At 63.4% G+C, this 23,959-nt stretch carries 18 protein-coding genes; 11 read left to right on the top strand and 7 right to left on the bottom strand.

The window, feature by feature from the left end:
- Positions 1–6: 6 nt before the first annotated feature.
- The 6 genes from rsxC (at position 7) to gloA (ending at position 6,418) form a co-directional block, all read left to right on the top strand.
- The gene (rsxC, locus tag C2U40_RS07685) at positions 7–2,718 is read left to right on the top strand and encodes an electron transport complex subunit RsxC (RefSeq protein ID WP_103850988.1); all 2,712 of its coding nucleotides are present in this window, start codon (positions 7–9) and stop codon (positions 2,716–2,718) included.
- 3 nt (positions 2,719–2,721) lie between these two features.
- The gene (rsxD, locus tag C2U40_RS07680; protein ID WP_024944882.1) at positions 2,722–3,774 is read left to right on the top strand and encodes an electron transport complex subunit RsxD; all 1,053 of its coding nucleotides are present in this window, start codon (positions 2,722–2,724) and stop codon (positions 3,772–3,774) included.
- Between the two features lie 34 nt (positions 3,775–3,808).
- Positions 3,809–4,441: an electron transport complex subunit RsxG gene (rsxG, locus tag C2U40_RS07675; protein WP_039214549.1), complete on the top strand. Its 633-nt coding sequence runs from the start codon at positions 3,809–3,811 to the stop codon at positions 4,439–4,441.
- Positions 4,442–4,457: 16 nt separating this feature from the next.
- On the top strand, positions 4,458–5,216 hold the full coding sequence (locus C2U40_RS07670) for an electron transport complex subunit E (RefSeq protein WP_181014890.1): 759 nt from the start codon (positions 4,458–4,460) through the stop codon (positions 5,214–5,216).
- A gap of 14 nt (positions 5,217–5,230) precedes the next feature.
- Positions 5,231–5,872: an endonuclease III gene (nth, locus tag C2U40_RS07665; RefSeq protein ID WP_103828534.1), complete on the top strand. Its 642-nt coding sequence runs from the start codon at positions 5,231–5,233 to the stop codon at positions 5,870–5,872.
- Positions 5,873–6,004: 132 nt separating this feature from the next.
- The gene (gene gloA, locus C2U40_RS07660; RefSeq protein WP_016351107.1) at positions 6,005–6,418 is read left to right on the top strand and encodes a lactoylglutathione lyase; all 414 of its coding nucleotides are present in this window, start codon (positions 6,005–6,007) and stop codon (positions 6,416–6,418) included.
- A gap of 65 nt (positions 6,419–6,483) precedes the next feature.
- Here the strand turns inward: gloA and C2U40_RS07655 are convergent, their stop codons facing one another.
- Positions 6,484–7,359 carry a flagellar protein MotY gene (locus C2U40_RS07655; protein ID WP_024944879.1) on the bottom strand — a complete coding sequence of 292 codons (876 nt, stop codon included), beginning with the start codon at positions 7,357–7,359 and terminating at the stop codon, positions 6,484–6,486.
- Between the two features lie 68 nt (positions 7,360–7,427).
- The gene (locus tag C2U40_RS07650) at positions 7,428–9,401 is read right to left on the bottom strand and encodes a methyl-accepting chemotaxis protein (RefSeq protein WP_103828533.1); all 1,974 of its coding nucleotides are present in this window, start codon (positions 9,399–9,401) and stop codon (positions 7,428–7,430) included.
- Between the two features lie 148 nt (positions 9,402–9,549).
- On the opposite strand from C2U40_RS07650, the gene rnt reads away from it, so the two are divergent.
- Together rnt and C2U40_RS07640 are read left to right on the top strand one after the other, a co-directional pair.
- Positions 9,550–10,209, top strand: a complete 660-nt coding sequence (rnt, locus tag C2U40_RS07645) for a ribonuclease T (RefSeq protein ID WP_162901887.1) — start codon at positions 9,550–9,552, stop codon at positions 10,207–10,209.
- Positions 10,210–10,468: 259 nt separating this feature from the next.
- A complete protein-coding gene (locus C2U40_RS07640; protein ID WP_024944876.1) occupies positions 10,469–11,791 on the top strand; it encodes a Na+/H+ antiporter family protein in 1,323 nt (440 codons plus the stop codon).
- 365 nt (positions 11,792–12,156) lie between these two features.
- Here C2U40_RS07640 and C2U40_RS07635 read toward each other — a convergent pair whose 3' ends face one another.
- The 4 genes from C2U40_RS07635 to ydiJ form a co-directional block, all read right to left on the bottom strand.
- A complete protein-coding gene (locus C2U40_RS07635) occupies positions 12,157–14,052 on the bottom strand; it encodes a DEAD/DEAH box helicase (protein ID WP_026080084.1) in 1,896 nt (631 codons plus the stop codon).
- A gap of 180 nt (positions 14,053–14,232) precedes the next feature.
- Positions 14,233–14,694 (bottom strand): hotdog fold thioesterase, encoded by a 462-nt coding sequence (locus tag C2U40_RS07630; protein ID WP_103828532.1) that lies wholly within the window; start codon positions 14,692–14,694, stop codon positions 14,233–14,235.
- A 126-nt stretch (positions 14,695–14,820) separates the two neighbouring features.
- Positions 14,821–15,309: a hypothetical protein gene (locus C2U40_RS07625; RefSeq protein ID WP_103828531.1), complete on the bottom strand. Its 489-nt coding sequence runs from the start codon at positions 15,307–15,309 to the stop codon at positions 14,821–14,823.
- Positions 15,309–18,368 (bottom strand): D-2-hydroxyglutarate dehydrogenase YdiJ, encoded by a 3,060-nt coding sequence (gene ydiJ / locus C2U40_RS07620; protein ID WP_181014889.1) that lies wholly within the window; start codon positions 18,366–18,368, stop codon positions 15,309–15,311. Before ydiJ ends, C2U40_RS07625 begins: the two co-directional genes overlap by 1 nt.
- 169 nt (positions 18,369–18,537) lie before the next feature.
- Between ydiJ and C2U40_RS07615 the strand changes: the two genes are divergently transcribed.
- The 3 genes from C2U40_RS07615 to C2U40_RS07605 all read left to right on the top strand — a co-directional run bounded on the left by C2U40_RS07615 (position 18,538) and on the right by C2U40_RS07605 (position 22,623).
- Positions 18,538–19,464 (top strand): cation diffusion facilitator family transporter, encoded by a 927-nt coding sequence (locus C2U40_RS07615; protein WP_011706465.1) that lies wholly within the window; start codon positions 18,538–18,540, stop codon positions 19,462–19,464.
- 313 nt (positions 19,465–19,777) lie between these two features.
- Complete coding sequence (locus C2U40_RS07610) at positions 19,778–21,313, top strand: TerC family protein (RefSeq protein ID WP_103828529.1); 1,536 nt, start codon at positions 19,778–19,780, stop codon at positions 21,311–21,313.
- A 188-nt stretch (positions 21,314–21,501) separates the two neighbouring features.
- The gene (locus C2U40_RS07605; protein ID WP_103828528.1) at positions 21,502–22,623 is read left to right on the top strand and encodes an alkene reductase; all 1,122 of its coding nucleotides are present in this window, start codon (positions 21,502–21,504) and stop codon (positions 22,621–22,623) included.
- A 28-nt stretch (positions 22,624–22,651) separates the two neighbouring features.
- Here C2U40_RS07605 and C2U40_RS07600 read toward each other — a convergent pair whose 3' ends face one another.
- Positions 22,652–23,854: an ISL3-like element ISAeme19 family transposase gene (locus C2U40_RS07600; protein ID WP_081000878.1), complete on the bottom strand. Its 1,203-nt coding sequence runs from the start codon at positions 23,852–23,854 to the stop codon at positions 22,652–22,654.
- Between the last annotated feature and the right edge of the window lie 105 nt (positions 23,855–23,959).

Here is a 23,959-nt window from a genome sequence, read left to right as displayed (position 1 = left end):
GTAACCATGCAGTCCTTACTCGAACGCATCAAAGCCGGCACTCTGTGGGATTTTCACGGCGGCATTCACCCTCCCGAGAACAAAGACCAATCCAGTCTCACCCCGGTGGTGGACGCGGGTCTGCCGCCCCAGCTCATCATCCCGGTGCGCCAGCACGCGGGCCCGGCCGGCGACCTGCTGGTGCGGGTCGGTGACAAGGTCAAGAAGGGCCAGCCGCTCACCCGCCATGACAAGGGGCGTTTCGTGCCGGTGCACGCCTCCACCTCCGGCACCATCACCGCCATCGGTCACCACACGGTGGCCCACCCCTCCGGTCTCGACGATCTCTGCATCACCCTAACCCCGGATGGCGAAGATGCCTGGGGCGAGCGTCAGGGTCGCAGCGACTACTGGAATTTGGAGCGGAGCGAGCTGCTCGAACGCATCCAGCAGGCCGGCATCGCGGGCCTTGGCGGCGCCGTGTTCCCGACCCACAGCAAGCTCGATGGCCGCGGTCAGCTGACCGAGATCCTGATCGTCAACGGCCTGGAGTGCGAACCCTACATCACCACCGATGACCGGCTGATGCAGGAGTATGCCGACGAGATCATGGACGGCATCCGGGTGCTCAAGCACCTGCTCAAGCCCAAGCTGACCCTGATCGGGGTGGAAGACAACAAGCCGGCCGCCATCGGTGAGCTGACTCGTCATGCCACCGACGAAGACGTACTGGTCAAGACGGTGCCCACCAAGTACCCCTCGGGCGGTGCCAAGCAGACCATCGAGCTGCTCACCGGCCGCCAGGTTCCCAAGGGGGGCCGCGCCGTGGACATGGGCATCATGGTGCTCAACGTGGCCACCGTGTTTGCCATCAAGCGCGCCATCATCGACGGCGAGCCGCTCATCTCCCGCATCGTCACCCTCACCGGCGACGCCTTCAAGAAGCCGGGAAACGCCTGGGTGCTGCTGGGCACCCCGGTGCGCTGGTTGCTGCAGCGTTTCGAGCTGCAGCCCGAGGCGGATCAGCGGGTGATCATGGGCGGCCCCATGATGGGCTTCACCCTGCCCCATGCCATGGTGCCGGTGGTCAAGGCCACCAACTGCCTGCTCTCCCCCACCCGGGCCGAGCTGCCACCGCCCGGTCCGGAGCAGGCCTGCATTCGCTGCAGTGCCTGTGCCGACGCCTGCCCGGCCAATCTGCTGCCCCAAGAGCTCTACTGGTACAGCCGGGCCAAGGAGTATGACAAGGCCGAGGGGCTCAACCTGTTCGACTGCATCGAGTGCGGCGCCTGTGCCTGGGTCTGCCCAAGCGAGATCCCGCTGGTGCAGTACTACAAGATTGCCAAGGATGACATTCGCGAGGCGCGTGCCGAGGCCGAGAAGGCCGAACGCGCCAAGCAGCGCTTCGAGGCCAAACAGGCCCGCTTCGAGCGGGAAAAAGCCGCCCGCGAAGCCCGCCATGCCGAGGCTGCCGCCCAGCGTCGCCAGGCCATGGCGGCGGCCGGCGGAGAAGATCCGGTAGCCGCGGCACTGGCCCGCATCAAGGCCAAACAGGACGCTGCGCCAGTCGGTGCCAGCGAACTCGCACCGGACAACAGCGCCATGATTGCCGCCCGCGAGGCGCGCAAGCAGGAGGCCATCGCCCGCCGCGCCGCCAAGGCGGCCGCCGGCGAGCCCGGCTCGGTCCAGGCCGATGCACCGGCAGCGGACGGGCAGGATGCCAAGAAAGCGGCCATTGCGGCGGCGCTGGCACGTGCCAAGGCCAAAAAAGCGGCTCAGGAGCCAGGCGAAGCAGCGGCTGTGGATAGCCCTGCTGCTGCGCCTCAGCCTGACTCAGCCGCCGACGCGGATCCCAAGAAGGCCGCCATTGCTGCTGCCATCGCCCGCGCCAAGGCCAAGAAAGCCGCTAGCACGCAAGGCGATGAAGCGGCTGCGGATAGCCCTGTAGGCGCGCCCCAGTCTGACCCCGCTGCCGACGCGGATCCCAAGAAGGCGGCCATCGCAGCCGCCATCGCCCGTGCCAAGGCCAAGAAGGTCGCTCAGGCGCAAGGGGACGCAGCCGTGACCGAAGGTGACGAAGCTGCCGTGGCAGCCCCTGCTGCAGCGCCGCAACCTGACTCAGCTGCCGACGCGGATCCCAAGAAGGCGGCCATTGCTGCTGCCATTGCCCGCGCCAAGGCCAAAAAAGCCGCTCAAGCGCAAGGTGATGAAGCGGCTGCGGATAACCCTGCAGCAGCGCCGCAGCCTGACTCAGCCGCCGACACGGATCCCAAGAAGGCCGCCATTGCTGCCGCCATCGCCCGTGCCAAGGCCAAGAAGGCCGCTCAGGCGCAAGGGGACACAGCCGTGGTCGAAAGTGAAGAGGCCGCCGTGGCAGCCCCTGCAGCAGCGCCGCAGCCTGACTCTGCTGCCGACGCGGATCCCAAGAAAGCCGCCATCGCAGCTGCCATTGCCCGCGCCAAGGCCAAGAAGGCTGCTCAGGCGCAAGGGAACATAGCCGTGGTCGAAGGTAAAGAGGCCGTTGCCAAGCCCGCAGAGGTGCATGACGAGGAGGCCGCTGCCCAGCCCGAGGTGACCACAGTGGCGGCACCGGCTGCCGACGCACCGCAGCCAGCCGCCGATGCGGATCCCAAGAAAGCGGCCATTGCCGCCGCCGTGGCCCGTGCCAAGGCCCGGAAACTGGCGGCCGAGGCAGCAGCCCAGGCCTCTCCTTCTCCATCGACCGACAAGAGCCACTGATCCATGTTCAATATCGCGAGTGCGCCGTTTGCCCACAACCGCAAACAGACCCAAACCCTGATGTTGCTGGTGATCCTGGCCTGCCTGCCCGGTTTTCTGGCGCAGAGCTGGTTCTTTGGTTGGGGCACCCTGATCCAGATCCTGCTGGCGCTGGTCACGGCGCTGGGCTCGGAGGCGCTGGTGCTGCGCCTGCGCGGACGCCCCGTCAAACCGGCCCTGCTGGATGGCAGCGCGGCCCTGACCGCCGTGCTGATCGGTCTCTCCCTGCCGCCGCTGCTGCCCTGGTGGATGCTGGTGCTGGGCACGGCGTTTGCCATCATCATCGCCAAACACCTCTATGGCGGGCTCGGTCAAAACCTGTTCAACCCCGCCATGGTGGCCTATGTGCTGCTGCTGGTCTCCTTCCCGGTGCAGATGACCAGCTGGTTGCCGCCCTCCAGCATCGCCGCCTATGACATCGGCTTTGGCGATGCGGCCTCGGTGATCTTCACCGGCTTCAGCCTCGACGGTTACAGCATGGCGCAGCTCAAGCAGGGGGTGGATGGGCTGACCATGGCCACGCCGCTCGACACCCTGAAAACCGGGTTGACTCAGGGCCTCACCGCCGGCGAGGTGATGACCCACACCGTATTCGAAGGCTGGGGCGGCATCGGCTGGAGCTGGGTCAACCTCGGCTACCTGTTGGGCGGCCTGTTCCTGCTGCAGCAGAAGGTGATCAACTGGCGCATTCCGGGGGCCATCCTCGGTTCCTTGCTGCTGGCGGCCACCCTGGGTTATCTGATCACCCCGGATGCCACCGCCACCCCCATGTTCCACCTGTTCAGCGGTGCCACCATGCTGGGGGCCTTCTTCATTGCCACCGATCCGGTGAGTGCCAGCACCACCCCGCGCGGCCGCCTGGTCTATGGCGTGCTCATCGGCGTGCTGGTCTATGTCATCCGCCGCTTTGGCGGCTACCCGGATGCCTTCGCCTTTGCCGTGCTGCTGGCCAACCTGTGCGTACCGCTGATCGACAGCCTGACGCGCCCGAAAGTCTACGGAGCCCGTCGCAAATGACCCTCGCGCACACCTCACCCTCAGGAATGATGCAATGTTAAAGAGCATGCGCAAAAACGGCGTCACTCTCGCCCTGTTTGCCCTCGCCTGCACCGCCGTGGTGGTGCTGACCAACGAGCTGACCCAGGGGCGGATCGCCCATCAGCAACAGCTGGAGAAGCTGCGCACCCTCTCCGCCCTGCTGCCGGAGGGGAGCTATGACAACGATCTGGTCGCCAGCTGCAAGCTGGTGCAGAGCAGACGCTATCTGGGCAGCGACCAAGCCATGCCGCTCTACACCGCGACCAAGCAGGGCGAAATCACCGGCTACGCGCTGGAAACCGTCGCCCCCGACGGCTACAGTGGGGCCATTCGCCTCATCGTGGGCACCGATGCCAAGGGCGCCGTGAGCGCGGTGCGGGTGTTGGCCCACAAGGAAACCCCCGGCCTTGGCGACAAGATCGAGCTGAAGAAATCGGACTGGATCAACAGCTTCGTCGGCAAGTTTCTCAGCCACGACAACGAGCCCAGCTGGGCCGTGAAGAAAGACGGCGGCGAGTTCGACGCCTTCACCGGTGCCACCATCACCCCCCGGGCCGTTGTCAAGGCGGTGAAGAACCTGCTGCTGCTGCAACAGGAGCACCCAGAGTTGCTGCGCGACGCCCCCGCCTGTGACGCCACCCCCTAACGCCGGAGCACAAGCTATGGAACAAGTCGATGTGATTGACGGGCAGGGCCCGCTCAGCGAGAGCAATGGCCGCCGCGAAGAGCTCAAGGAGCTGATGCTGCAGGGGCTGTGGAAGAACAACCCCTCCCTGGTGCAGGTGCTGGGTCTCTGCCCCACTCTGGCGGTTTCCTCCACCTTCACCAATGCGCTGGGGCTCGGCCTTGCCACCATGGCGGTGCTGGTCAGCTCCAACCTCGCCATCTCGCTGGTGCGCAACCTGGTGCCCAAGGATATTCGCATCCCGGTCTACGTGATGATCATCGCGGCGCTGGTGACCAGCGTGCAGTTGCTGATGAACGCCTACACCTACGGCCTCTATCAGGCGCTCGGCATCTTCATCGCCCTCATCGTCACCAACTGCGTCATCATCGGCCGGGCCGAGGCCTATGCCTCCAAGAACCCGCCGCTGCTGGCGGCCCTCGACGGCTTCATGATGGGGCTCGGCTTTACCCTGGTGCTGCTGGTGCTGGGCGGGCTGCGCGAGATCATTGGCATGGGTACCCTGTTCGACGGTGCCGACCTGCTGCTGGGAGAGTGGGCCAAGTCATTGCGCATCGAGCTGTTCCACGCCGATGCCAGCCTGCTGCTGGCAATCCTGCCCCCTGGCGGCTTCATCGGCCTCGGTCTGATGATCGCCAGCAAGAACGCCATCAACGACTGGATGGGTCGCAAGCAGAGCGCCGAGAAGGCCCACTGCAGCGTGCCGGCCGCGGGTGCCCGCGCGACCCAGCTCTGAGCCAAGAGAGAGCCATGAACAATCAGAAACGTAGGCAGATACTGGAGCGACTGCGGGACGACAACCCCCACCCCACCACCGAGCTCAACTTCAAGACGCCGTTCGAGCTGCTGATCGCCGTGCTGCTGTCGGCCCAGGCCACCGATGTCAGCGTCAACAAGGCCACCGACAAGCTCTACCCGGTGGCCAACACCCCCCAGACCATGCTGGAACTGGGGGTAGACGGGGTCAAGGAGTACATCAAGACCATTGGCCTGTTCAACACCAAGGCCGAGAACGTCATCAAGACCTGCGCCATCCTGCTGGAGCGCCACAGTGGCGAGGTGCCGGAGAACCGCGAGGCCCTTGAGGCCCTGCCCGGGGTCGGCCGCAAGACCGCCAACGTGGTGCTCAACACCGCCTTCGGCTGGCCCACCATCGCCGTCGATACCCATATCTTCCGGGTTTCCAACCGCACCGGCTTTGCGGTGGGCAAGAACGTCGATCAGGTGGAGGAGAAGCTGCTCAAGGTGGTCCCCGCCGAATTCAAGCTGGACGTGCACCACTGGCTGATCCTGCACGGGCGCTACACCTGTCTGGCTCGCAAACCGCGCTGCGGTTCCTGTATCATCGAGGACTTGTGCGAGTACAAGGAAAAGGTCTACCCGGAGAGCTGAACACGGCTGCCGGCCCGCAAGCGGCGCAGTCATGGCGCCGCTCCTGGCGAGCACGGGCTTGAGCCCAGCGCCGGTATCCGCCCCCCTGGGCGGTACCCATACCACAAGAACCACTACCCGGAGAATTGAGCAATGAGAATCCTGCATACCATGTTGCGCGTCGGCGATCTGCAACGCTCCATCGACTTCTATACCCGAGTGCTGGGGATGAAACTGCTGCGCAAGAGCGAGAACAGCGAATACAAGTACACCCTGGCCTTCGTCGGCTACGGTGACGAGAAAGATGAAGCGGTGATCGAGCTCACCTACAACTGGGGTGTCAGCGAGTACGAACTGGGCTCGGCCTACGGTCACATCGCGCTGGAAGCGGACGACATCTACGCAACCTGTGAGGCGCTGCGCGCCGCCGGTGCCAAGATCACCCGCGAGCCGGGCCCGGTCAAGGGCGGCACCACCGTCATCGCCTTCGTGGAAGATCCGGACGGTTACAAGATTGAGCTGATCGCCAAGAAGGATGCCGGCAGCGGCCTCGGCGACAGCGTCTAAACCAGCCTGATCCCCAGAAAAACCAAAAGAGCGCCAAGGCGCTCTTTTTTATGGATTCGTTTTCCTCAGATGGCGCCGTTACGGCCCATGTTGATCACCACCCGCCGGTTCTTGGCGCGACCATCTTCGGTTTCGTTGGAAGCGACGTGCTGCTTCTCGCCGTGCCCCTCCACCGATATCTTGCCGGGTTCGATGCCCAGATCCACAAACACCTTCTTGATGGCATCGGCCCGTTTCTCGGAGAGCTTCTGGTTCGGCCAGCGACCGCCATAACTGTCGCTGTAGGCGTCGATCACCACCACGTCGATGCTCTTGTCCACCTTCACATACTCGCCGATCATCGCCAGCCGCCGCTTGGAAGCCAGCGACAGCTCGTCACTGTTCTTGTCATAGGTGAGCACGCTGAAGGCGATGTCGTTGAAACTGTAGGGCAGCAGGCCATTGAGGCAATCCACGAATGCCTGATACTTGACCCGGAAGTTGACCGAGGAGAGCGAGACCCGCACCGGTCGATTCTGCCGATACCAGTCGCGGTACTGGAAGGTCGGCATGCGCCCCCCTTCCAGCTCGTCCAGCATGGTCCAGGCGGTCTGCCCCTCCACCAGCCCGTCAAACTGCTGGTAAAAGCGCAGCTGGCTCACTTCCCGCCCGGCGATGCCGGGGCGCCAGACCGGCGGCATGATGCCCAGGCTGACCGTCTGGGTCTGGGCCTGCTGGCGCAGCCCCTTGAGCTCGAAATCCAGATTGATCTTACGACCGGCGCGGCTGACGAATGCCCCTGTTCCCCAGTTGGGGATGGGGTGCTCGAGCCGGCACTCCACCTGGGTGTCGGAGGTCAAGCGCCAGACGGATTGATCCAGGCCGGCACCGAACTCGGTGACTCCCGCCTGTAACTGCATACTCACGGATATGCTGACCAACCCCAACATCCAAGCGTTCAACTGCCTGCCCTCCACACGATCTCAGGTTAGATATCGGCAGGGGCAGGACAAGCTTTAGGGCAAACCGATCAGTGGGTCGAGGCGGCGTCCATCAGTTTGAAGCGGGCGATGCGCCCCGCCAGCTCCCGCGCCAGCTGATCCAGCTCGGCGCTGTTTTGCTGCAGGGTTTCCGAGTGCTGGCGATGCGCTTCGTACACCTCGCGGATGGTCATCACGTTGTGCTGGATGTCGTCGGTGACATAGCGCTGCTCCTCGGTGGCGGTCGCCACCTGGGCGGTCATGTCGCTCACCTTGCGCACCTCGTTGACGATGTCGGTCAACTCGCTGCCCGCCCGCTTGGCCTCGGTCACGCTCAGCCCCGCCTGCTCGGTCCCCAGGTGCATGGCGGTGACCGCCTGATTGGCCCCCTGTCGCAGCCGCACCAGCATCCGCTCTATGTCGTCGGCGGCCTGCTGGGTGCGCGACGCCAGCGCCCGCACCTCTTCCGCCACCACCGCAAAACCGCGGCCGGACTCGCCGGCGCGGGCTGCCTCGATGGCGGCGTTGAGGGCCAGCAGGTTGGTGCGATCCGAGATCTGCTTGATGAGGTTGAGCGCCTCGCCCACCGATTCGGTGTCCTGATGCAGGCTGTCCACCAGCTGCTGGGTATCACTCAAGGTACCCGCGACCTGCTGGATGGCATCGATGGTCTGATCCACCTCTTTGTCACCCTGCCGGGCCCGGCCGATGGCCTGCTGGGTCGCCAGCGAGGTCTGGGTCGCGTTGCGTGCGATCTCGGCCACCGTCGAGGCCATCTCGGTGGCCGCCGTCGCCACCAGATCCACCTGGCCAAACCCCTTGGCCACCCCGGCGTTGACTTCGGCAATGACGTTGGCCGAGGCGGCGGCGCTGCGGGCCAGCACCTCGCAGGAGCGGCGCACCGCCAGCATCAGTCCCTCCAGATGTTCGAGGAAGTGGTTCAGATCCCGCGACAGTGCCCCCAGTTCATCACCGGATCGCCAGTTGACCCGCACCGTCAGATCGTTCTCCTGCACCAGCCGCTTGAAGGTATGGTGCAGGGCCATGAAGCCCAGATGCAGATCCCGCACCACCCGCCAGCAGACGAAGCTGGTGAGCAGCACGCACAGCAGGACTCCGGTGGCGGCCCACCAGAAGTCGCTGGCGCTCTTCGCCCGCATCTGGTCCACCCGCTCGGACAGCTGCTGATAAAGGCGGTCTTCGCTCTCCTTGAGCAGGCTGATCTTGTCGGTGCTCAAGGCAAACCAGGCCTCGGCATCCACCCCGAAGCCGCCGCCGGCCGCCTTGTCCAGCGCCAGCTTCTCCATGGCGGCCACCTTGCTCACCACCGGCGAGGCCAGGCTGTCGGCCAGCAGCTGACGCTGGGAGGGGCTCGCCACCGCCTGGAAACGCTCGAGATAGGTATTCTGGGCCGCCAACAGGGAGATGAACTGCTGCAACAGCGCCGGTGTGAAGCTGTCGCGGCCGAACACGTTGCTCAAGGTTGCCCGCTCCAGCCCCATCCGCTCCTTGCTCTGCAAGAAGGCGGCATAGGCATTGGTCTGCAGCGCTATGGTGGCATCCCGGCTATTGATGCTGATCTGATCCACCACCGCCAGCAACTGGGTGATCATCCGGGTATAGAAGCTGACCTGCTCGGCCACCTCGACCCCCAGCGCACTGACCCGCTCGCGCATGGCGGTGAGCCCGGCCAGCTCCTGCTGCACCTCTTTGAGCGCCAGCAGAGCGGGATCCTCATGAAAGCGCTGCAGCAGGGTATCTACCTGCTTGCGCTGCGCCGGCAGGGCATCGCGAAACTTGTTGCCACCGGAACCCAGGAAGCCGGCCGACATGCCGCGCTCCTTTTGCAGCTCGTGGGCCAGCTGCGCCGCTTCCCGCACCACCGCCAGTGCGGACTGGGCCTGACTCATCTCCTGCTCGACCCGATAACGCTCATAGACGTATCGGCCGGAGAAGAACAGCAAGGCCAGCAGTGGCAGGCAGACCACCAGCAACATCTTGTGCGCCAATCCCAGCTTCTTCATCGTTGCTCCCCATTCCATTGTTGAAGTGGTCAATTATAAGCCCGCGTGTCGATAATAGAATCGGCCACTGTGCCGATGGCGGCCGATGAGGGACAAAGGCCGGCTTTTTTGCCATAATGCCGCCTCATTTCACGCCGACCGAGATACCATGACCGACGCTGTTCACACCCTCAAGGGCCGTTTTCGTGGCTTTTACCCCGTCGTCATCGATGTTGAAACCGCCGGGTTCAATGCCAGAACCGACGCCTTGCTGGAAATCGCCGCCTATACCCTCAAGATGGACGAGCAGGGCTGGCTCGTGCCCGACCAGATCTTCCATTTTCATGTCGAGCCGTTTGAAGGGGCCAATCTGGAAAAAGCGGCGCTGGAGTTCACCGGCATCGACCCCTTCAATCCGCTGCGCGGCGCCGTCAGCGAGAAAGAGGCGCTGACCGAGATCTTCAAGGGCATCCGCAAGGGGATGAAGGAGCAGGATTGCGGCCGCGCCATCATAGTGGCCCACAACGCCACCTTCGATCACGGCTTCGTCATGGCCGCCGCCGAGCGGGCCGGCCTCAAGCGCAATCCGTTCCATCCGTTTGCCACCTTCGACACCGCCGCCCTCTCCGGCCTGGCGCTTGGCCAGACGGTGCTGGCCAAGGCGTGCCAGAGCGCGCGCATTCCGTTTGACAATAAAGAGGCGCACTCCGCCCTCTACGACACCGAGCGCACCACCGAGCTGTTCTGTCATATCGTCAACCGCTGGAAGAGCCTGGGTGGCTGGCCCCCGGCCCACCCGGACGAGGTGGCCAACGACGCCAGCGAGTAACGACGCCCCCTTCCCAAGAGGCTGCCACGGCAGCCTCTTTTCTTGCGCCATTTGGCAAGCCATCTGGTTTGACCAGAATGTCGAAAAAAGGCCCATCCAGCACCGTTTTTTACCTCTCAAGACTCATCACCTGGGTTGAACCGCCGGGAATGCTGTAGATAGGCCATTCACCTGATTTTTTACTCGACATTTGTCACATTTTTCGCAAACTAACTGCCTTTCACACGACAGACAGCAACACAAACTATAAGGAAAGCAAATGAATCCTGTTGTTATCGCGGTGGCGCTGATGCTGGTGCTCAGCCTGCTGCGGATCAATGTGGTGGTCTCTCTCGCCATCGGCGCCATCGTCGGCGGCCTGATCGGCGGTCTCTCCCTCGAGCAGACCCTCAGCACCTTCAGCGGTGGCCTGGGTGGCGGCGCCGAGATCGCCCTCTCCTACGCCATGCTGGGGGCCTTCGCAGTCGCCATCTCCCGCTCCGGCATCACGGATCTGCTGGCGCGCAAGGTGATCAGCCAACTCGGCAAGGATGCCAGCAGCTCCCGCATCCTCTGGGTCAAGGCCCTGCTGCTCAGCTCGGTGCTGGGGGTCTCCATCTCCTCCCAGAACCTGATCCCGGTCCATATCGCCTTCATTCCCATCCTGATCCCGCCGCTGTTGCACGTCATGGCCCAGATGCAGATCGACCGCCGTCAGGTGGCCTGCGTCATCACCTTTGGCCTGACCGCGACCTATATGCTGCTGCCGGTGGGCTTTGGCGGCATCTTCCTCAACAACATCCTGGCCAAGAACCTGATCGACAACGGCGTGCCAGTCGAGCACAGCCAGCTGCCGCTGGCGATGGCCATTCCGGTACTGGGCATGTTCGTCGGCCTGCTGATCGCCGTCTTCTTCAGCTATCGCAAGCCACGCCAGTATGATCTGGAGAAGATCCTGGCCGCCGAGCCGGAGACGGTCGATCTCAACCTCAACCACATCTGGGTCGCCCTGCTGGCCATCGCCGTGGCGCTGGGGCTGCAGCTGATGACCAACAGCATCGTGCTGGGGGCGCTGGCCGGCTTCGTCATCTTCACCTGTGGCGGCGTCATCAAGTTCCGCGAGAGCCAGGATGCCTTCACCCAGGGGGTGCGCATGATGTCCCTCATCGGCTTCATCATGATCTCCGCCGCCGGCTTCGCCGCCGTGATGAAAGAGACCCACGGGGTGGAGAGCCTGGTACAGGCCGTCTCCGGCATGATGGCGGGCCACAAGGGGCTGGCCGCCTTCCTGATGCTGCTGGTGGGCCTGCTCATCACCATGGGGATCGGCTCCTCCTTCTCCACCGTGCCCATCATCGCCACCATCTATGTGCCGCTGTGCCTGCACCTCGGCTTCTCCCCCCTGGCGACCATCTCTCTGGTCGGCACCGCCGGCGCCCTGGGGGATGCGGGCTCTCCCGCCTCCGACTCGACCCTGGGCCCCACCTCGGGCCTCAACGCCGACGGCCAGCACGACCATATCTGGGACAGCGTGGTGCCCACCTTTATCCACTACAACATCCCGCTCATCATCTTCGGCTGGATTGCCGCCATGGTGCTCTAAGCCCCTCAAGATGCATAAACATAAAAGGCGACCCCAGGGTCGCCTTTTTGCTGCCTTCACCGCGATGGCATAGGTCCGGACAAGTCAGCCCGGGCGCCCCTCTCAGCCTGCTCTTGCTGCTACATTCTTCCCTTTATGCTGGCGTCGCTCGTCCCAACCCTCCGCTACCCTGCGTTTACCCGTCGCTTCCCTGCCCCATCCCCACACTACCAGGACGATGTCAGGCAACCCATCGGCAACATCAACGGTGCGCCATGGACTGACCCTTTCACATCCCCCCATGCGGCGCTGCAACGTCGCCTGGGTGAACGACGGGCAACAAAAAGGCCGCTCGATGAGCGGCCTTTTTAGCTAGCAGTCAGGGTTTAGCTGTCGCGGCGCTTGCCACCGAATTTGCGACCCTTGTCAAAACCGCCTTCACGGCGATCCTTGTTGAAGGGACGGTCACCCTGCGGACGGCGATCCTTGTTGAAAGGACGGTCGCCACGGAACGGACGATCACCACGGGGCGGACGGGGAGCCGTGTTGCTGCCGGCCGGCACTTCGGTGTAGCGGCTGATCTGCAGCGGACGCTGGCAGACACGGGCCTTCTTGATCACTTCCAGCACGTCGGCGCTCATGCCCTTGGGCAGATCGACGGTGGAGAAGTCATCGGCGATATCGATGTTGCCGATGAAGCGGCTCTCGATGTTCGCTTCGTTGGCGATGGCACCCACAATCTGGCCCGGCTTGACGCCGTGATGGGCACCCACGTCGACGCGGTAGCGCTCCATCTCCACATCCGGGTTGTCCTTGAGCGGACGCGGTTCCAGGGACGGCATGCGACGAGCCGGGCGATCGCCACGGTCGGCGAAATCACGGCCACCACGGTCGTTGAAGTCACGACGCTCGAAACCACCGCGATCGTTGCCGGCGTTGAACACCGGATCCGGAATGGAGTCATCCAGCAGCAGCGGTTGGTCGCCCTGTACCAGTTTGGCCAGTGCGGCAGCCAGTTCCAGCGGATCGGCAGAGTCTTCTTCGATCAGCTCGTTCACCAGGTTCACGTAGATCTCGAGCTCTTCGCCCATCATGGTTTCGCGGATGCGCTCCTTGAACTTGGCCAGACGGTGCTGGTTGATGTCCTCGGTGCTCGGCATCTTCATCGGCTCGATGGCCTGACGGGTTGCGTGCTCGATGGCACGCAGCATGCGACGCTCGCGCGGTGCCACGAACAGGATGGCTTCACCCTTGCGACCGGCACGACCGGTACGGCCGATACGGTGAACGTAGGATTCGGTGTCGTAGGGGATGTCGTAGTTCACCACGTGGGTGATGCGCTCAACGTCCAGACCACGGGCGACCACGTCGGTGGCGATCAGGATGTCCAGCTGGCCTTGGCGCAGCTTGTCGACGGTACGCTCACGCAGCTTCTGCGGGATGTCACCGTGCAGCGCTTCACAGGCGTGACCACGGGCAGCCAGCTTGCCAGCCAGTTCTTCGGCGGCGTTCTTGGTGCGTACGAACACCAGCAGGGCTTCGTAGGGCTCGACTTCCAGCAGACGGGTCATGGCGTCCAGCTTGTGCAGACCGGTCACCTGCCAGTAACGCTGACGGATGGTGGTAGCGGTCGCAGTCTTGGAGGCGATCTTGATCTCTTTGGGCTGCTTCAGGTGCTTCTGGGCCACACGACGGATCTGCTCCGGCATGGTGGCGGAGAACAGGGCAACCTGACGACCGGCCGGGCACTGTTCCATGATCCAGTCCACGTCGTCGATGAAGCCCATGCGCAGCATCTCGTCCGCTTCGTCCAGCACCAGGGCTTTCAGGCCGGAGAGGTCCAGGTTCTTGCGACGGATCAGGTCCATCACACGGCCCGGGGTACCCACGACAACCTGAGCACCGCGGCGCAGGGCGCGGGTCTGGGTTTCGTAGGAGGCGCCGCCGTAGATGGGCAGCACGTGGAAATCAGGCATGTGGTGGGCATAGCGTTGGCACGCTTCAGCCACCTGCAGAGCCAGTTCACGAGTCGGTGCCAGCACCAGGATCTGGGTGTTGCGGTTACCAGCTTCCAGACGAGACAACAGAGGCAAGGCAAAAGCAGCGGTCTTCCCTGTACCGGTTTGCGCCTGCCCCAGCAGATCGTGGCCCGCCATCAGGTGGGGAATTGCTGCGGCCTGGATGGGGGACGGGCGCTCATAGCCCACGTCCTGCAGCGCTTTCAGTACAGGCGCGGCCAGTCCAAGCTCACTAAAAAGGGGCAGTTGTTCGGTATCAGACATAGATTCTTCCAGATTAAGGCAGGCGGCTAACACCGCGGAATAGCAAAAAGGCGGCGATTATAGCGCCACTTTGTTCTGCTGTCTTGAAAAATGTGATAAGCCTCTCAAGACGTTGGCAATTATAGAGGGATCTTGCGACTATGGCTTGCTTATTTTTCACTCATGGTGCGTTATTGCAGATCACGCTTCGCCAGAGTCCTTGTCCCGCTTGTGTTTGAGCACCGCCATGGTCAACCGGCTGGTGCACAATAAACGACCACGTTCATCGCGAATTTCTATCTGCCACACCTGAGTCGTCGCCCCCAGATGCAGTGGCGTGCAACGCCCCGTCACCACCCCTTCCCGCTTGGCTCTCAGGTGGTTGGCATTGACCTCCAGCCCCACGCAGTAACTGTCAGGCCCGACCGCCATGTTGGCCGCGAGCGATCCCAGCGTCTCCGCCAGCACCACGGAGGCGCCGCCGTGCAACATGCCGAGCGGCTGATGGGTGCGGTGATCCACCGGCATGGTTGCCTCCAGCCAGTCGGGGCCAAAGGCGGTGTAGACGATGTCGAGGTGGGCCATCAGGGTGTTGCGAGAGCTGGCGTTGAGCCCTTCAAGGCTCATGGGTTTGCGCCAGATAGGGCTGCTTTCTTGACTCATGGTGAGCGGACTCCTTGCGTGATCAACGGGTTATCACTGCGCCATAGCGGCAAACCAGCAGTGTCGGCGAAAAAGGACCAAAAAAAAAGATGCCCACGCTGGGGCATCTTGTATCGAGGTTGACCCTCACCAGGGATAGGTCACCCCTGGCCACTCGGCCCAGGGCTGGTCGCGCCCCGGCAGACGCGGCGCGGACCACTGCCACACCTTGCCGAGCCAGGCGCGCAGTTCGGCCTCCAGTTCGGCATCGGTGAGCGGCGCCTCGGCCACCTTCCAGAAGAAGAGCTCCACCGCCACCTCCGGCAACACCGAGGGATAGAGGTAAACCCCGCCCCAGAACTCGGGCTCCCGCGCCGGGCTCCAGAGACCATAGGCAAAGGAGCGTTTGGCCAGAAACTCGGAGTGCTGCCACTCCAGATCGGCCTCGTGCTGGCTCAGGCTGAAATTGGCGGAGGGCCACACATCGTCCGGGCGAAACAGCTGATGAAGCTGCTCGCGCTCGCGCAGCATGGCGACGAACTCCACCACCGCCTGGGTCGGATTGACCGGCAGCAGCAGGAAGTGCGGGTGCCGATAGGCTTGCGGCACCCGAAACCGCTTGGGGAGCGTCAGCATCAGAGCAGTTCCAGCAGGGCCTGCAGCGGGTGCTTGAGCTTCTCCCCCTCCATCCGCTTCACCTGGCTGCGGCACGAATATCCGGTGGCCAGACAACGGGCTTGCGGCAGGCGAGCCAGGGGCTCGGCCCAGCTCAGGCCATAAATGCCCTTGGAGTTATCCACCTGTTTGGCATCGTGGCCATAGGTACCGGCCATGCCGCAGCAGCCCACCGACACCGGTTGCAGCGTGGCACCGAAGCGGCGGAACAGGGTACTCCAGTCACCGTGGGTCGACGGCTTGGCGGTCTTCTCGGTACAGTGGGCGAACAGATACCAGGGCTCGACGCCGGCATCCGCTTCTCGCACCGGCAACGCCTCGGCCGGCAAGGAGAGCAGCCACTCCTGGGGCAGCAGCACCTGGAAGTCACCGCGGGCGGGGCCGAGCGCCTTCACGTATTCGTCCCGATAGCAGAGCACCAGGGAGGGATCGACCCCCACCATGGGGATGCCGAGCGCCGCCACCTTGTTGAGGAACTGGGCGCTGCTGGCCGCGGTACGGGCGAAGGCGCGCAGGAAGCCCTTCACGTGCTGGGGCTTGCCGTTGGGCTTGAACGGCAGCAGATAGGGCTGCAGGCCGAGCTTGCTGGCGAGCTTCACCAGATCACGCACCACGGGGGCGTCGTAGTAGCTGGTGAAGGGATCCTGCACGATGAGCACCACTTTTTGACGCTGCTCGGGGCTCATGGCCTCCAGGCCCGGCAGATCGAAATAGCGGGCGCGATGGTCGCGCAGCTCCTCGGCCAGGGTCGGCACGCTCAATAACGGCACGTCCACCATGCCGATGCTCTTCTCGGTCGCCTTCTGGGCCCACTCCTTCTCGAGGAAGAAGTTGACCAGTTTCGGCGCCTTGGCCAGCAGGGGGGCATAGCTTTCCACCGTGCCGACGAAGTAATCCTTGGGGCCGCGCAGATAGCGGCTGTGATAGAGCTGCATGAAGCGGGCGCGGAAGGTGGGCACATCCACCTTGATGGGGCACTGGCTGGTGCAGGCTTTACACGCCAGGCACCCCTCCATCGCCTCCATCACCTCGTGGGAGAAGTCATACTCGCCGCGGGCGCGGGCCACTGTGTTGCGAAACTTGTCGACAATCTGCTTGAAGCGCAGACCGCCGCTTTGCAGGGCCACCTCCTCACTCAGCGGATCGAAGCCCTGCTCTGCCAGCTGGCGCAGCCATTCGCGCATCAGGCCGGCCCGCCCCTTGGGAGAGTGACGGCGGTCGCGGCTGATCTTGACCGAGGGGCACATGGGGGAGTCGGTCTCGAAGGTGAAGCACAGACCATTGCCGTTGCAATCCAGCGCCCGGGTATAGCTGGTGCGCACCGCCAGCGGGATCTGGCGGTCGAACTTGCCGCGCTTGGGCCCATCCACCGACACCAGCTCGGCGCCGCTGCCATAAGGCATGCAGATCTTGCCCGGGTTGATGCGGTTGGCCGGGTCGAACGCCCCCTTGACCCGTTGCAGCTCCTCCCACAGCTCGCCGAAGAAGGCGGGGCTGTATTCGGAGCGAAAGCCCTTGCCGTGCTCCCCCCACATCAGGCCGCCGTATTTGGCGGTGAGCGCCACCACCTGATCGGAGATACGCCGCAGCAGCACCTCCTGCTCGGGGTCGCACAAGTCCAGCGCCGGGCGCACGTGCAGCACCCCGGCATCGACGTGGCCGAACATGCCGTAGTCAAGGCCGTGAGCATCCAGCAGGGCACGAAACTCCATGATGAAGTCCGCCAACGACTCCGGCGGCACGGCGGTGTCTTCGGTGAAGGCCACCGGCTTCTTGCGCCCTTCGGCGTTGCCGAGCAGCCCCACCGACTTCTTGCGCATGGCGTAGATGGTCTCGATGCTGGCCAGGTGGTTGCACACCTGATAGCCGATGATCCCCGCCTCCCCCTTGGCCAGCAGGGCGTCGATGCGCCGGCACAGCTCGGCCACCTTGGCTTGGTGCTCATCCTCGTCGGTGTCGGCAAACTCGACGATGTTGAGCCCCTGCAGATCCTTGCCCGGCACCTCCTGAATGAACTCTTTGACCGAGTGCCAGATGATGTCGGCGCGAGCCAGCCCCAGCACCCGGGAGTCCACCGTCTCTACCGACAGCGCCTGGGCCTGTACCATAAAGGGGGCATTGCGCAGGGCCGACGGGAAGCTGTCGTACTTGACGTTGACCAGGGTGCGGTAGCGCGGGATGGGAGTGATGTTGAGCCTGGCTTCGGTGATAAAGCCCAAGGAGCCTTCCGAGCCACACAGCACCCGGCTGACGTCCAGGGTGTCGGTATCGGGCTGATAGAGGTGCTTGAGATCGTAACCGGTCAGAAAGCGGTTGAGCCTGGGGAAGGTGGCCTCGATGTCGGCGCGGCGCTCCTTGCCGATGCGATAGAGGGTGCGATAGACCTCCCCTTCGCGGTTGTCGAGGGCCAGCTTGTCCGCCAGACGCGGGCCGGTCACCGGCTCGGTGGCCATGAGATCGCCATTCTCCAGCACGGCTTTGAGGCCGAGCACGTGATCCGAGGTCTTGCCGTACACCAAGGAGCCCTGCCCCGAGGCGTCGGTGTTGACCATGCCCCCCAGGGTGGCGCGGTTGGAGGTGGAGAGATCCGGCGAGAAGAAGTAGCCGTGGGGCTTCAAATAGGCGTTGAGCTGATCTTTAACCACCCCGGCCTGGGCCCGCACCCAGCCCTCTTCCAGATTAATTTCCATGATCTGGTTCATATGGCGCGAGAGATCGACGATAATGCCGCCGCCCAAGGATTGACCATTGGTGCCGGTACCGCCGCCGCGAGGGAAGAAACTCAAGGTTGCGTACTCGGGCCCCTGGGCCAGCTTGAGCATCACCGCAATATCGTCCGCACTGCGCGGATAGAGAACCGCCTGAGGTACTACCTGATAGACGCTGTTATCCGTCGCCATCGCCAACCGGCTTGCATAAGACTTTTCGATATCACCACGAAATGCTGATCGCGCCAGCAACTCAAGAAACTGCAGGGTTGTAGGTGACAAACTGTCCTGGTAATCGAGTCTCGGGATCATGAATCCTTGTTCCCTTCCTTTGCTTGATGCCGGAACTCCGGCGACAACGACCGTTCGGGCCAGCCTCTTCGCGGGCCCCCGAACCAGTCCGCTCACATGTGAGCGGGCAGTATATCAGCTAGAAAACCGCTTGCGCGCGCAATCTTCACCATTTGAAAGGAGGACTTTTATGGCTCATTACAGCCATGTTATCAGTACGCTTATTCGCACCGAAAAACAGGCGCTGACCCTGTCGCTGTTTGGTTGCATCACCTTTGCCATTTTCGGGATCGGCTATGGCCTGTTCGTCGGTTCCAACGCCATCATGCTGGACGGCATCTTCACCCTGTTCAGCATGGGCATGACGGGGCTGGGGCTCATCACCGCCTACCTGGTGACCCGTCCCTCCGACGCCCGCTTTCAATACGGCTACGCCCACTTCGAACCCATCGCCAACGTCATCAACGGCACCATCATTCTGCTGCTCTGCCTAGCGGCCCTCTACAACGGCCTCACCACCCTGCTGGCGGGCGGACGGGAGATCGATCTCGGCCACGCCCTCATCTATGCCGTCGTCTCCACCTTCTTCTGCGGCATCATCTACCGGGTCGAGGCCGACGTGGCCGAGCGGGTCAACTCCGAGCTGGTGCGGGTGGACTCCAAGGAGTGGCTGGTCGACACCCTGCTCAGCACCACCCTGCTCATCGGCTTCGTGGTCGCTATCGGTCTCGATGCCATCGGCTACGGCCACTACAACCGCTACATAGACCCGGTGCTGGTCTCGCTGCTGGCCCTGTGCGCCACCCTCATTCCCATCAAGGTGCTCGGTCGCAACCTGCGGGAAGTGCTGAAGATCGCCCCCAAGGGGGATGTCTCCCGGCTGGTGGCCAGCGAAGTCGAGGCCCTGCGCCTGCGCCATGGCATCGAGTGCTACAGCCACCTGGCGAAAAGCGGCCGCCGCTTCGATCTCGAACTCAACATTCTGGTGGCGCCAGGTCAGGAGTGGCCCGTCGAGCGCCAGGATGCCCTGCGCCAGGAGCTCTGGTCCCGCCTCGGCGATACCCTGGGGGACGCCTGGCTGTCGGTCTGCTTCACCCGCGAGAAACGCTGGCTGTAAGCCGCACGGCGGGGCTTGCCTGGCAAGCTCCGCCCGCTCCTGTCGCCCCGCTCGGTTAATACCCCTTTCCCCTGCGCTGCCCACCCCTCTTGCCAAATACGGGATTCCCGTTATCATCAGGGCTCACTTTTAACCCGAGGTTTTATTGCCCATCATGGACAATCCCCGAAGTTGCCCTTCGTTTCTTCCCGTCAAAGCCTATCTTTATCTGCTTAATCAGCGCCTCTGAATAACGCCATTGCCTTGCTGTCACTGCGGCCATCGTACGCCGTGCTTACTCTCTGCTCTGTCTGTTTTTTATTGAGGTCACTACATGGAATTGCTGCTGGATCCCCACATCTGGATCGGTCTGTTTACCCTGATCGTCCTGGAAATCGTGCTCGGGATCGACAACCTGGTCTTCATCGCCATCCTGGTGAAAAAGCTGCCCCCCGCCCAGCGGGACAAGGCCCGTGTCATCGGCCTGTCGCTGGCGCTGCTGATGCGCCTGGGGCTCCTGAGCGTGATGTCCTGGCTGGTCACCCTGACCGCCCCCATTTTGCACCTGTGGGATCACCCCTTCTCCGGTCGGGACCTGATCCTGATGGGGGGCGGCCTGTTCCTGCTGTTCAAGGCCACCTCCGAGCTGCATGAGCGGCTGGAGGCCAAGCCGCCCGAGGACGGGCCGGTCGGCGTCTACGCCAGCTTCGGCGTGGTGATCACCCAGATCCTGGTGCTGGATGCCATCTTCTCGCTGGACTCCATCATCACCGCCGTCGGCATGGTGGAACACCTCGGCGTCATGATGGCGGCCGTCACCATCGCCATGCTGGTGATGGTGCTCGCCTCCAAGCCGCTGACCCGCTTCGTCAACGCCCACCCCACAGTCGTGGTACTCTGTCTGAGCTTCCTGCTGATGATCGGTTTTAGCTTGGTGGCGGAAGGGTTTGGCTTCCATATTCCGAAGGGTTACCTCTACGCGGCCATTGGCTTCTCGGTGCTGATCGAGTTTTTCAACCAGCTCTCCCAGCGCAGTGCCGAGCGCCACGAGGCCAAGCAGCCCCTGCGCGAGCGCACCACCGCCGCCATTTTCAAACTGATGGGCAGCAAGGCGTATCAGGACCGACCGGACGACGATCTGGACGCCCCCGCCGCCGAGCCGGTGAGCTTTGGCGAGGAGGAGCGCTACATGGTGACCGGGGTGCTGTCGCTGGCCGAACGCTCCATCCGCACCATCATGACCCCGCGCTCCGAGATGGCCTGGATCGACGTCAACGACTCCAACGACGAGATCCGCGCCCTGCTGCAGCAGGAGCCCCACAGCCTGTTCCCGGTCTGTGACGGCGATCTGGACGAGGTGATCGGGGTGGTCAAGGCACGCGATCTGCTGTTTGCCCTCAATGAAGGGCAATCCTTGAGCGAGCTGGCCAAGCAGAACGACCCCATCATAGTGCCGCAGACCATCAACGTGATTAAGCTGCTGGCAGAGCTGCGCCAGGCCAAGGGCAGCCTCATCCTGGTGGCCGACGAGTTCGGCGTGATCCAGGGCCTGGTGACCACCCACGACCTGCTGGAGGCCATCGTCGGCGAGCTGCCCGATGAAGACGAAACGCCGGACATCGTCCGCGATGGAGAAGGCTGGCTCATCAACGGCAGCACCAACATCCACCACGTGGAGCAGGTGCTGGAACACGAAGGGCTGGTGAGCGAGAGCGACGAGTACGTGACCCTGGCCGGCATGCTGCTCTCCCACTTCGGCACCCTGCCCGCCCCGGGCCAGCAGCTGCAACTGCAGCAGCTCGGCTTCGAGGTGGTCGAGGTGAGCGAGCGGCGCATCGAGCGGGTGCGCGTCATGCCGCTGGAGGCCTGATACCATTACGTGAACCATGCTGAAAAAGGGGGCCTTGCTGGTCCCCTTTTTTATTCCGGCGCCTCCCCCTGCCCCTCCCTCGTTTCACCATTGCTGCCATCAGTGCAATTCTTTTGTGCAATTACCCCTCTTTTTCGCAAGGGATGCCGGCACTAGAGTGAGCCCATCATCACCATGAGGAATTCACCATGCACCACGATCACCTGTTCTGCCCCCTGCGCCTCGGCCAGCTGCACCTCAACAATCGCATCGTCATGCCCCCCATGACCCGCTCCCGCGCCAGCCAGCCCGGTGACGTGGCCAATGCCATGATGGCCATCTACTACGCCCAGCGCGCCGGGGCCGGCCTCATCATCAGTGAAGGCACCCAGATTGACCCCATGGGCAAGGGCTATGCCTGGACGCCGGGGATCCACAGCGCCGAACAAGTGGCCGGCTGGAAGCTGGTGACCGACGCCGTCCACGCCAAGGGCGGCACCATGTTCGCCCAGCTCTGGCACGTGGGCCGGGTCACTCACCCTGACAACCTCGGCGGTGCCCAGCCCATCTCCTCCTCCGCCATTCAGGCGAAAGGGGTACGGGTGTTCGTCGACAACGGCAGCGATGCCCCCGGGTTCGTCGAAACCGTCACCCCGCGCGCCATGACCCAGGCCGATATCGACGCGGTAGTGGGCCAGTTCCGTCAGGCGGCTCGCAACGCCATGCTGGCCGGCTTTGACGGCATCGAGCTGCACGCCGCCAACGGCTACCTCATCAACCAGTTCCTCGACTCCGAGTCCAATACCCGCACCGACGGCTACGGCGGTTCGCTGGAAAATCGTCTGCGCTTCCTCAAAGAGGTGACCGAGGCAGTCTGCAGCGAGATCGGGGCCGACCGGGTCGGGGTGCGCCTCGCGCCACTCACCACCCTCAACGGCACCGTGGATGCCAACCCGCAGGAGACCTACCTGGCCGCCGCCCGCCTGCTGGGCCGGCTCGACGTGGTCTACCTGCACATCGCCGAGGCGGACTGGGACGATGCCCCGCTGATGGCGGAGGGCTTCAAGCAGGGGCTGCGCGACGCCTTCCCCAACACCCTCATCTATGCCGGCAAGTACGACGGCGAGCGTGCCCGGGCGGCGCTCGAGGCGGGCTGGGCCGACATGATAGGCTTCGGCCGCCCCTTCGTGGCCAACCCCGACCTGCCCGAGCGGCTGCGCCACGGCTACCCGTTCGCCCCCCACGATCCGGCCACCCTGTTCGGTGGCGGCGAAAAGGGCTTGATTGACTACCCGACCTATCAGGCAGCCCCCCAGCCCCACACGGCCTGAATCAAACCCGCCCAGGCATAAAAAAGGTTCATCGCGGCTTTCCGGGGAAGGCCGCCTTGATTTTCAGAAAAAAGTATTCTGAGTCCCTAAATCCATATGCCATACGCTTTATCACTTTGATCTTGTTGTTCACCCCTTCCAGCACACTCGTGTGCATCGGGTAGTTTGCACTCGCCAGGATCCCCCGCATATATTTCGATAAATTTCGACCAAATCGTTGCAGCGGCGCTAGCCCGCTTTCCTTCACCTGCCGCATCCAGCTCCGCCATCGTCGCCATCCTTCCCACACGCTCGGCGCATACCAGATGCCCTTCAACCCCTCTTTCAGCACGTACACCATCGCCAGCGGTTGATTCGCCGCCAACAGCTCCTGCAACTTCACATCCTGTTTTTCACTCAACTTCGCCCGATTACGTAGCAGCAACCAACGCGCACTTTTGACCACTTTTCGCGCCGGTTTATCGCTTTTCAGTGCATTCGCCTGCTCCACTCGCACCCGGTCCACCACCTCTCGGCCATAGCGAGCCACCACGTGGAACAGGTCGTAGACCACCTCCGCCTGCGGGCAGTGTTGCTTCACCTCCAGGTCGAACGCCGTGTTCATGTCCATCGCCACCGCTTCAATCTGCTGGCATCGCTCGCCGAGCTGCTCGAAGAAGGGACGGATAGCGGCCCGGCTGTTGCCGTGCCCCACCCACAGGACGCGGGTTCGCTCGGCATCCATGATCACGGTGGCATAGCGGTGTCCCTTGTGCAGGGCAAACTCATCCATCACCAGCCGCCGCACCTCCCCAAGTTCGATGGTGCCCACACTGGTCTGCAAACGGCGCTTGTCGATCTCCTTGATGGTGTGCCAACCGACCCCGGTGAGCTGGCTGACATGGCGGATGGGGAGGTACTGAACGAGCGCTTCAATCCAGCACTGCATGCGCCGGGTGAGGCGGGAGCCAGAGGGGAGCCAGTCGATATGTTCACTGACGCGACCACAGCGCAGACAGTCGACGCGGCGAACAGGCAGTTGTAACCAGACTTGTCGGTCAAATAGGTCTCGCTCACGCACCCGGCGGATACGTTGGTCGTGGATCAATGGCGTGGGTTGCAGGCATCGGCGACAACGGGGCAAGAAGTCGGCGCGAGGCTCAAGGGTAAACAGGGTGTGATGGTTGGCAGAAAGCGCTTGGGCGATGACGGTATAACCTGGCCAGAAGGAGGCAATATCAATATGATGCACGGCGACAGCAGGGTGATGGTGGTGGTGTGTTTGGAGACAGCCAGTTTACCAGCACCCTGTCTGTCAACTTCCACTTCCCCAAGATCCCGCGAAGAACCATAAAAA

The organism is Aeromonas sp. ASNIH4, assembly GCF_002934425.1.
GTDB lineage: Bacteria > Pseudomonadota > Gammaproteobacteria > Enterobacterales > Aeromonadaceae > Aeromonas > Aeromonas hydrophila.
This window is presented reverse-complemented; position numbering and strand designations above follow the sequence as displayed.

Coding starts and splice junctions, on each gene's coding strand:
- C2U40_RS07610 (WP_103828529.1), top strand. CDS start 19,778: ATGGAATTGCTGCTGGATCCCCACATCTGGATCGGTCTGTTTACCCTG.
- rsxG (WP_039214549.1), top strand. CDS start 3,809: ATGTTAAAGAGCATGCGCAAAAACGGCGTCACTCTCGCCCTGTTTGCC.
- C2U40_RS07615 (WP_011706465.1), top strand. CDS start 18,538: ATGGCTCATTACAGCCATGTTATCAGTACGCTTATTCGCACCGAAAAA.
- rnt (WP_162901887.1), top strand. CDS start 9,550: ATGACCGACGCTGTTCACACCCTCAAGGGCCGTTTTCGTGGCTTTTAC.
- ydiJ (WP_181014889.1), bottom strand. CDS start 18,368: ATGATCCCGAGACTCGATTACCAGGACAGTTTGTCACCTACAACCCTG.
- nth (WP_103828534.1), top strand. CDS start 5,231: ATGAACAATCAGAAACGTAGGCAGATACTGGAGCGACTGCGGGACGAC.
- C2U40_RS07635 (WP_026080084.1), bottom strand. CDS start 14,052: ATGTCTGATACCGAACAACTGCCCCTTTTTAGTGAGCTTGGACTGGCC.
- C2U40_RS07640 (WP_024944876.1), top strand. CDS start 10,469: ATGAATCCTGTTGTTATCGCGGTGGCGCTGATGCTGGTGCTCAGCCTG.
- gloA (WP_016351107.1), top strand. CDS start 6,005: ATGAGAATCCTGCATACCATGTTGCGCGTCGGCGATCTGCAACGCTCC.
- C2U40_RS07630 (WP_103828532.1), bottom strand. CDS start 14,694: ATGAGTCAAGAAAGCAGCCCTATCTGGCGCAAACCCATGAGCCTTGAA.
- C2U40_RS07625 (WP_103828531.1), bottom strand. CDS start 15,309: ATGCTGACGCTCCCCAAGCGGTTTCGGGTGCCGCAAGCCTATCGGCAC.
- C2U40_RS07650 (WP_103828533.1), bottom strand. CDS start 9,401: ATGAAGAAGCTGGGATTGGCGCACAAGATGTTGCTGGTGGTCTGCCTG.
- rsxC (WP_103850988.1), top strand. CDS start 7: ATGCAGTCCTTACTCGAACGCATCAAAGCCGGCACTCTGTGGGATTTT.
- rsxD (WP_024944882.1), top strand. CDS start 2,722: ATGTTCAATATCGCGAGTGCGCCGTTTGCCCACAACCGCAAACAGACC.
- C2U40_RS07670 (WP_181014890.1), top strand. CDS start 4,458: ATGGAACAAGTCGATGTGATTGACGGGCAGGGCCCGCTCAGCGAGAGC.
- C2U40_RS07605 (WP_103828528.1), top strand. CDS start 21,502: ATGCACCACGATCACCTGTTCTGCCCCCTGCGCCTCGGCCAGCTGCAC.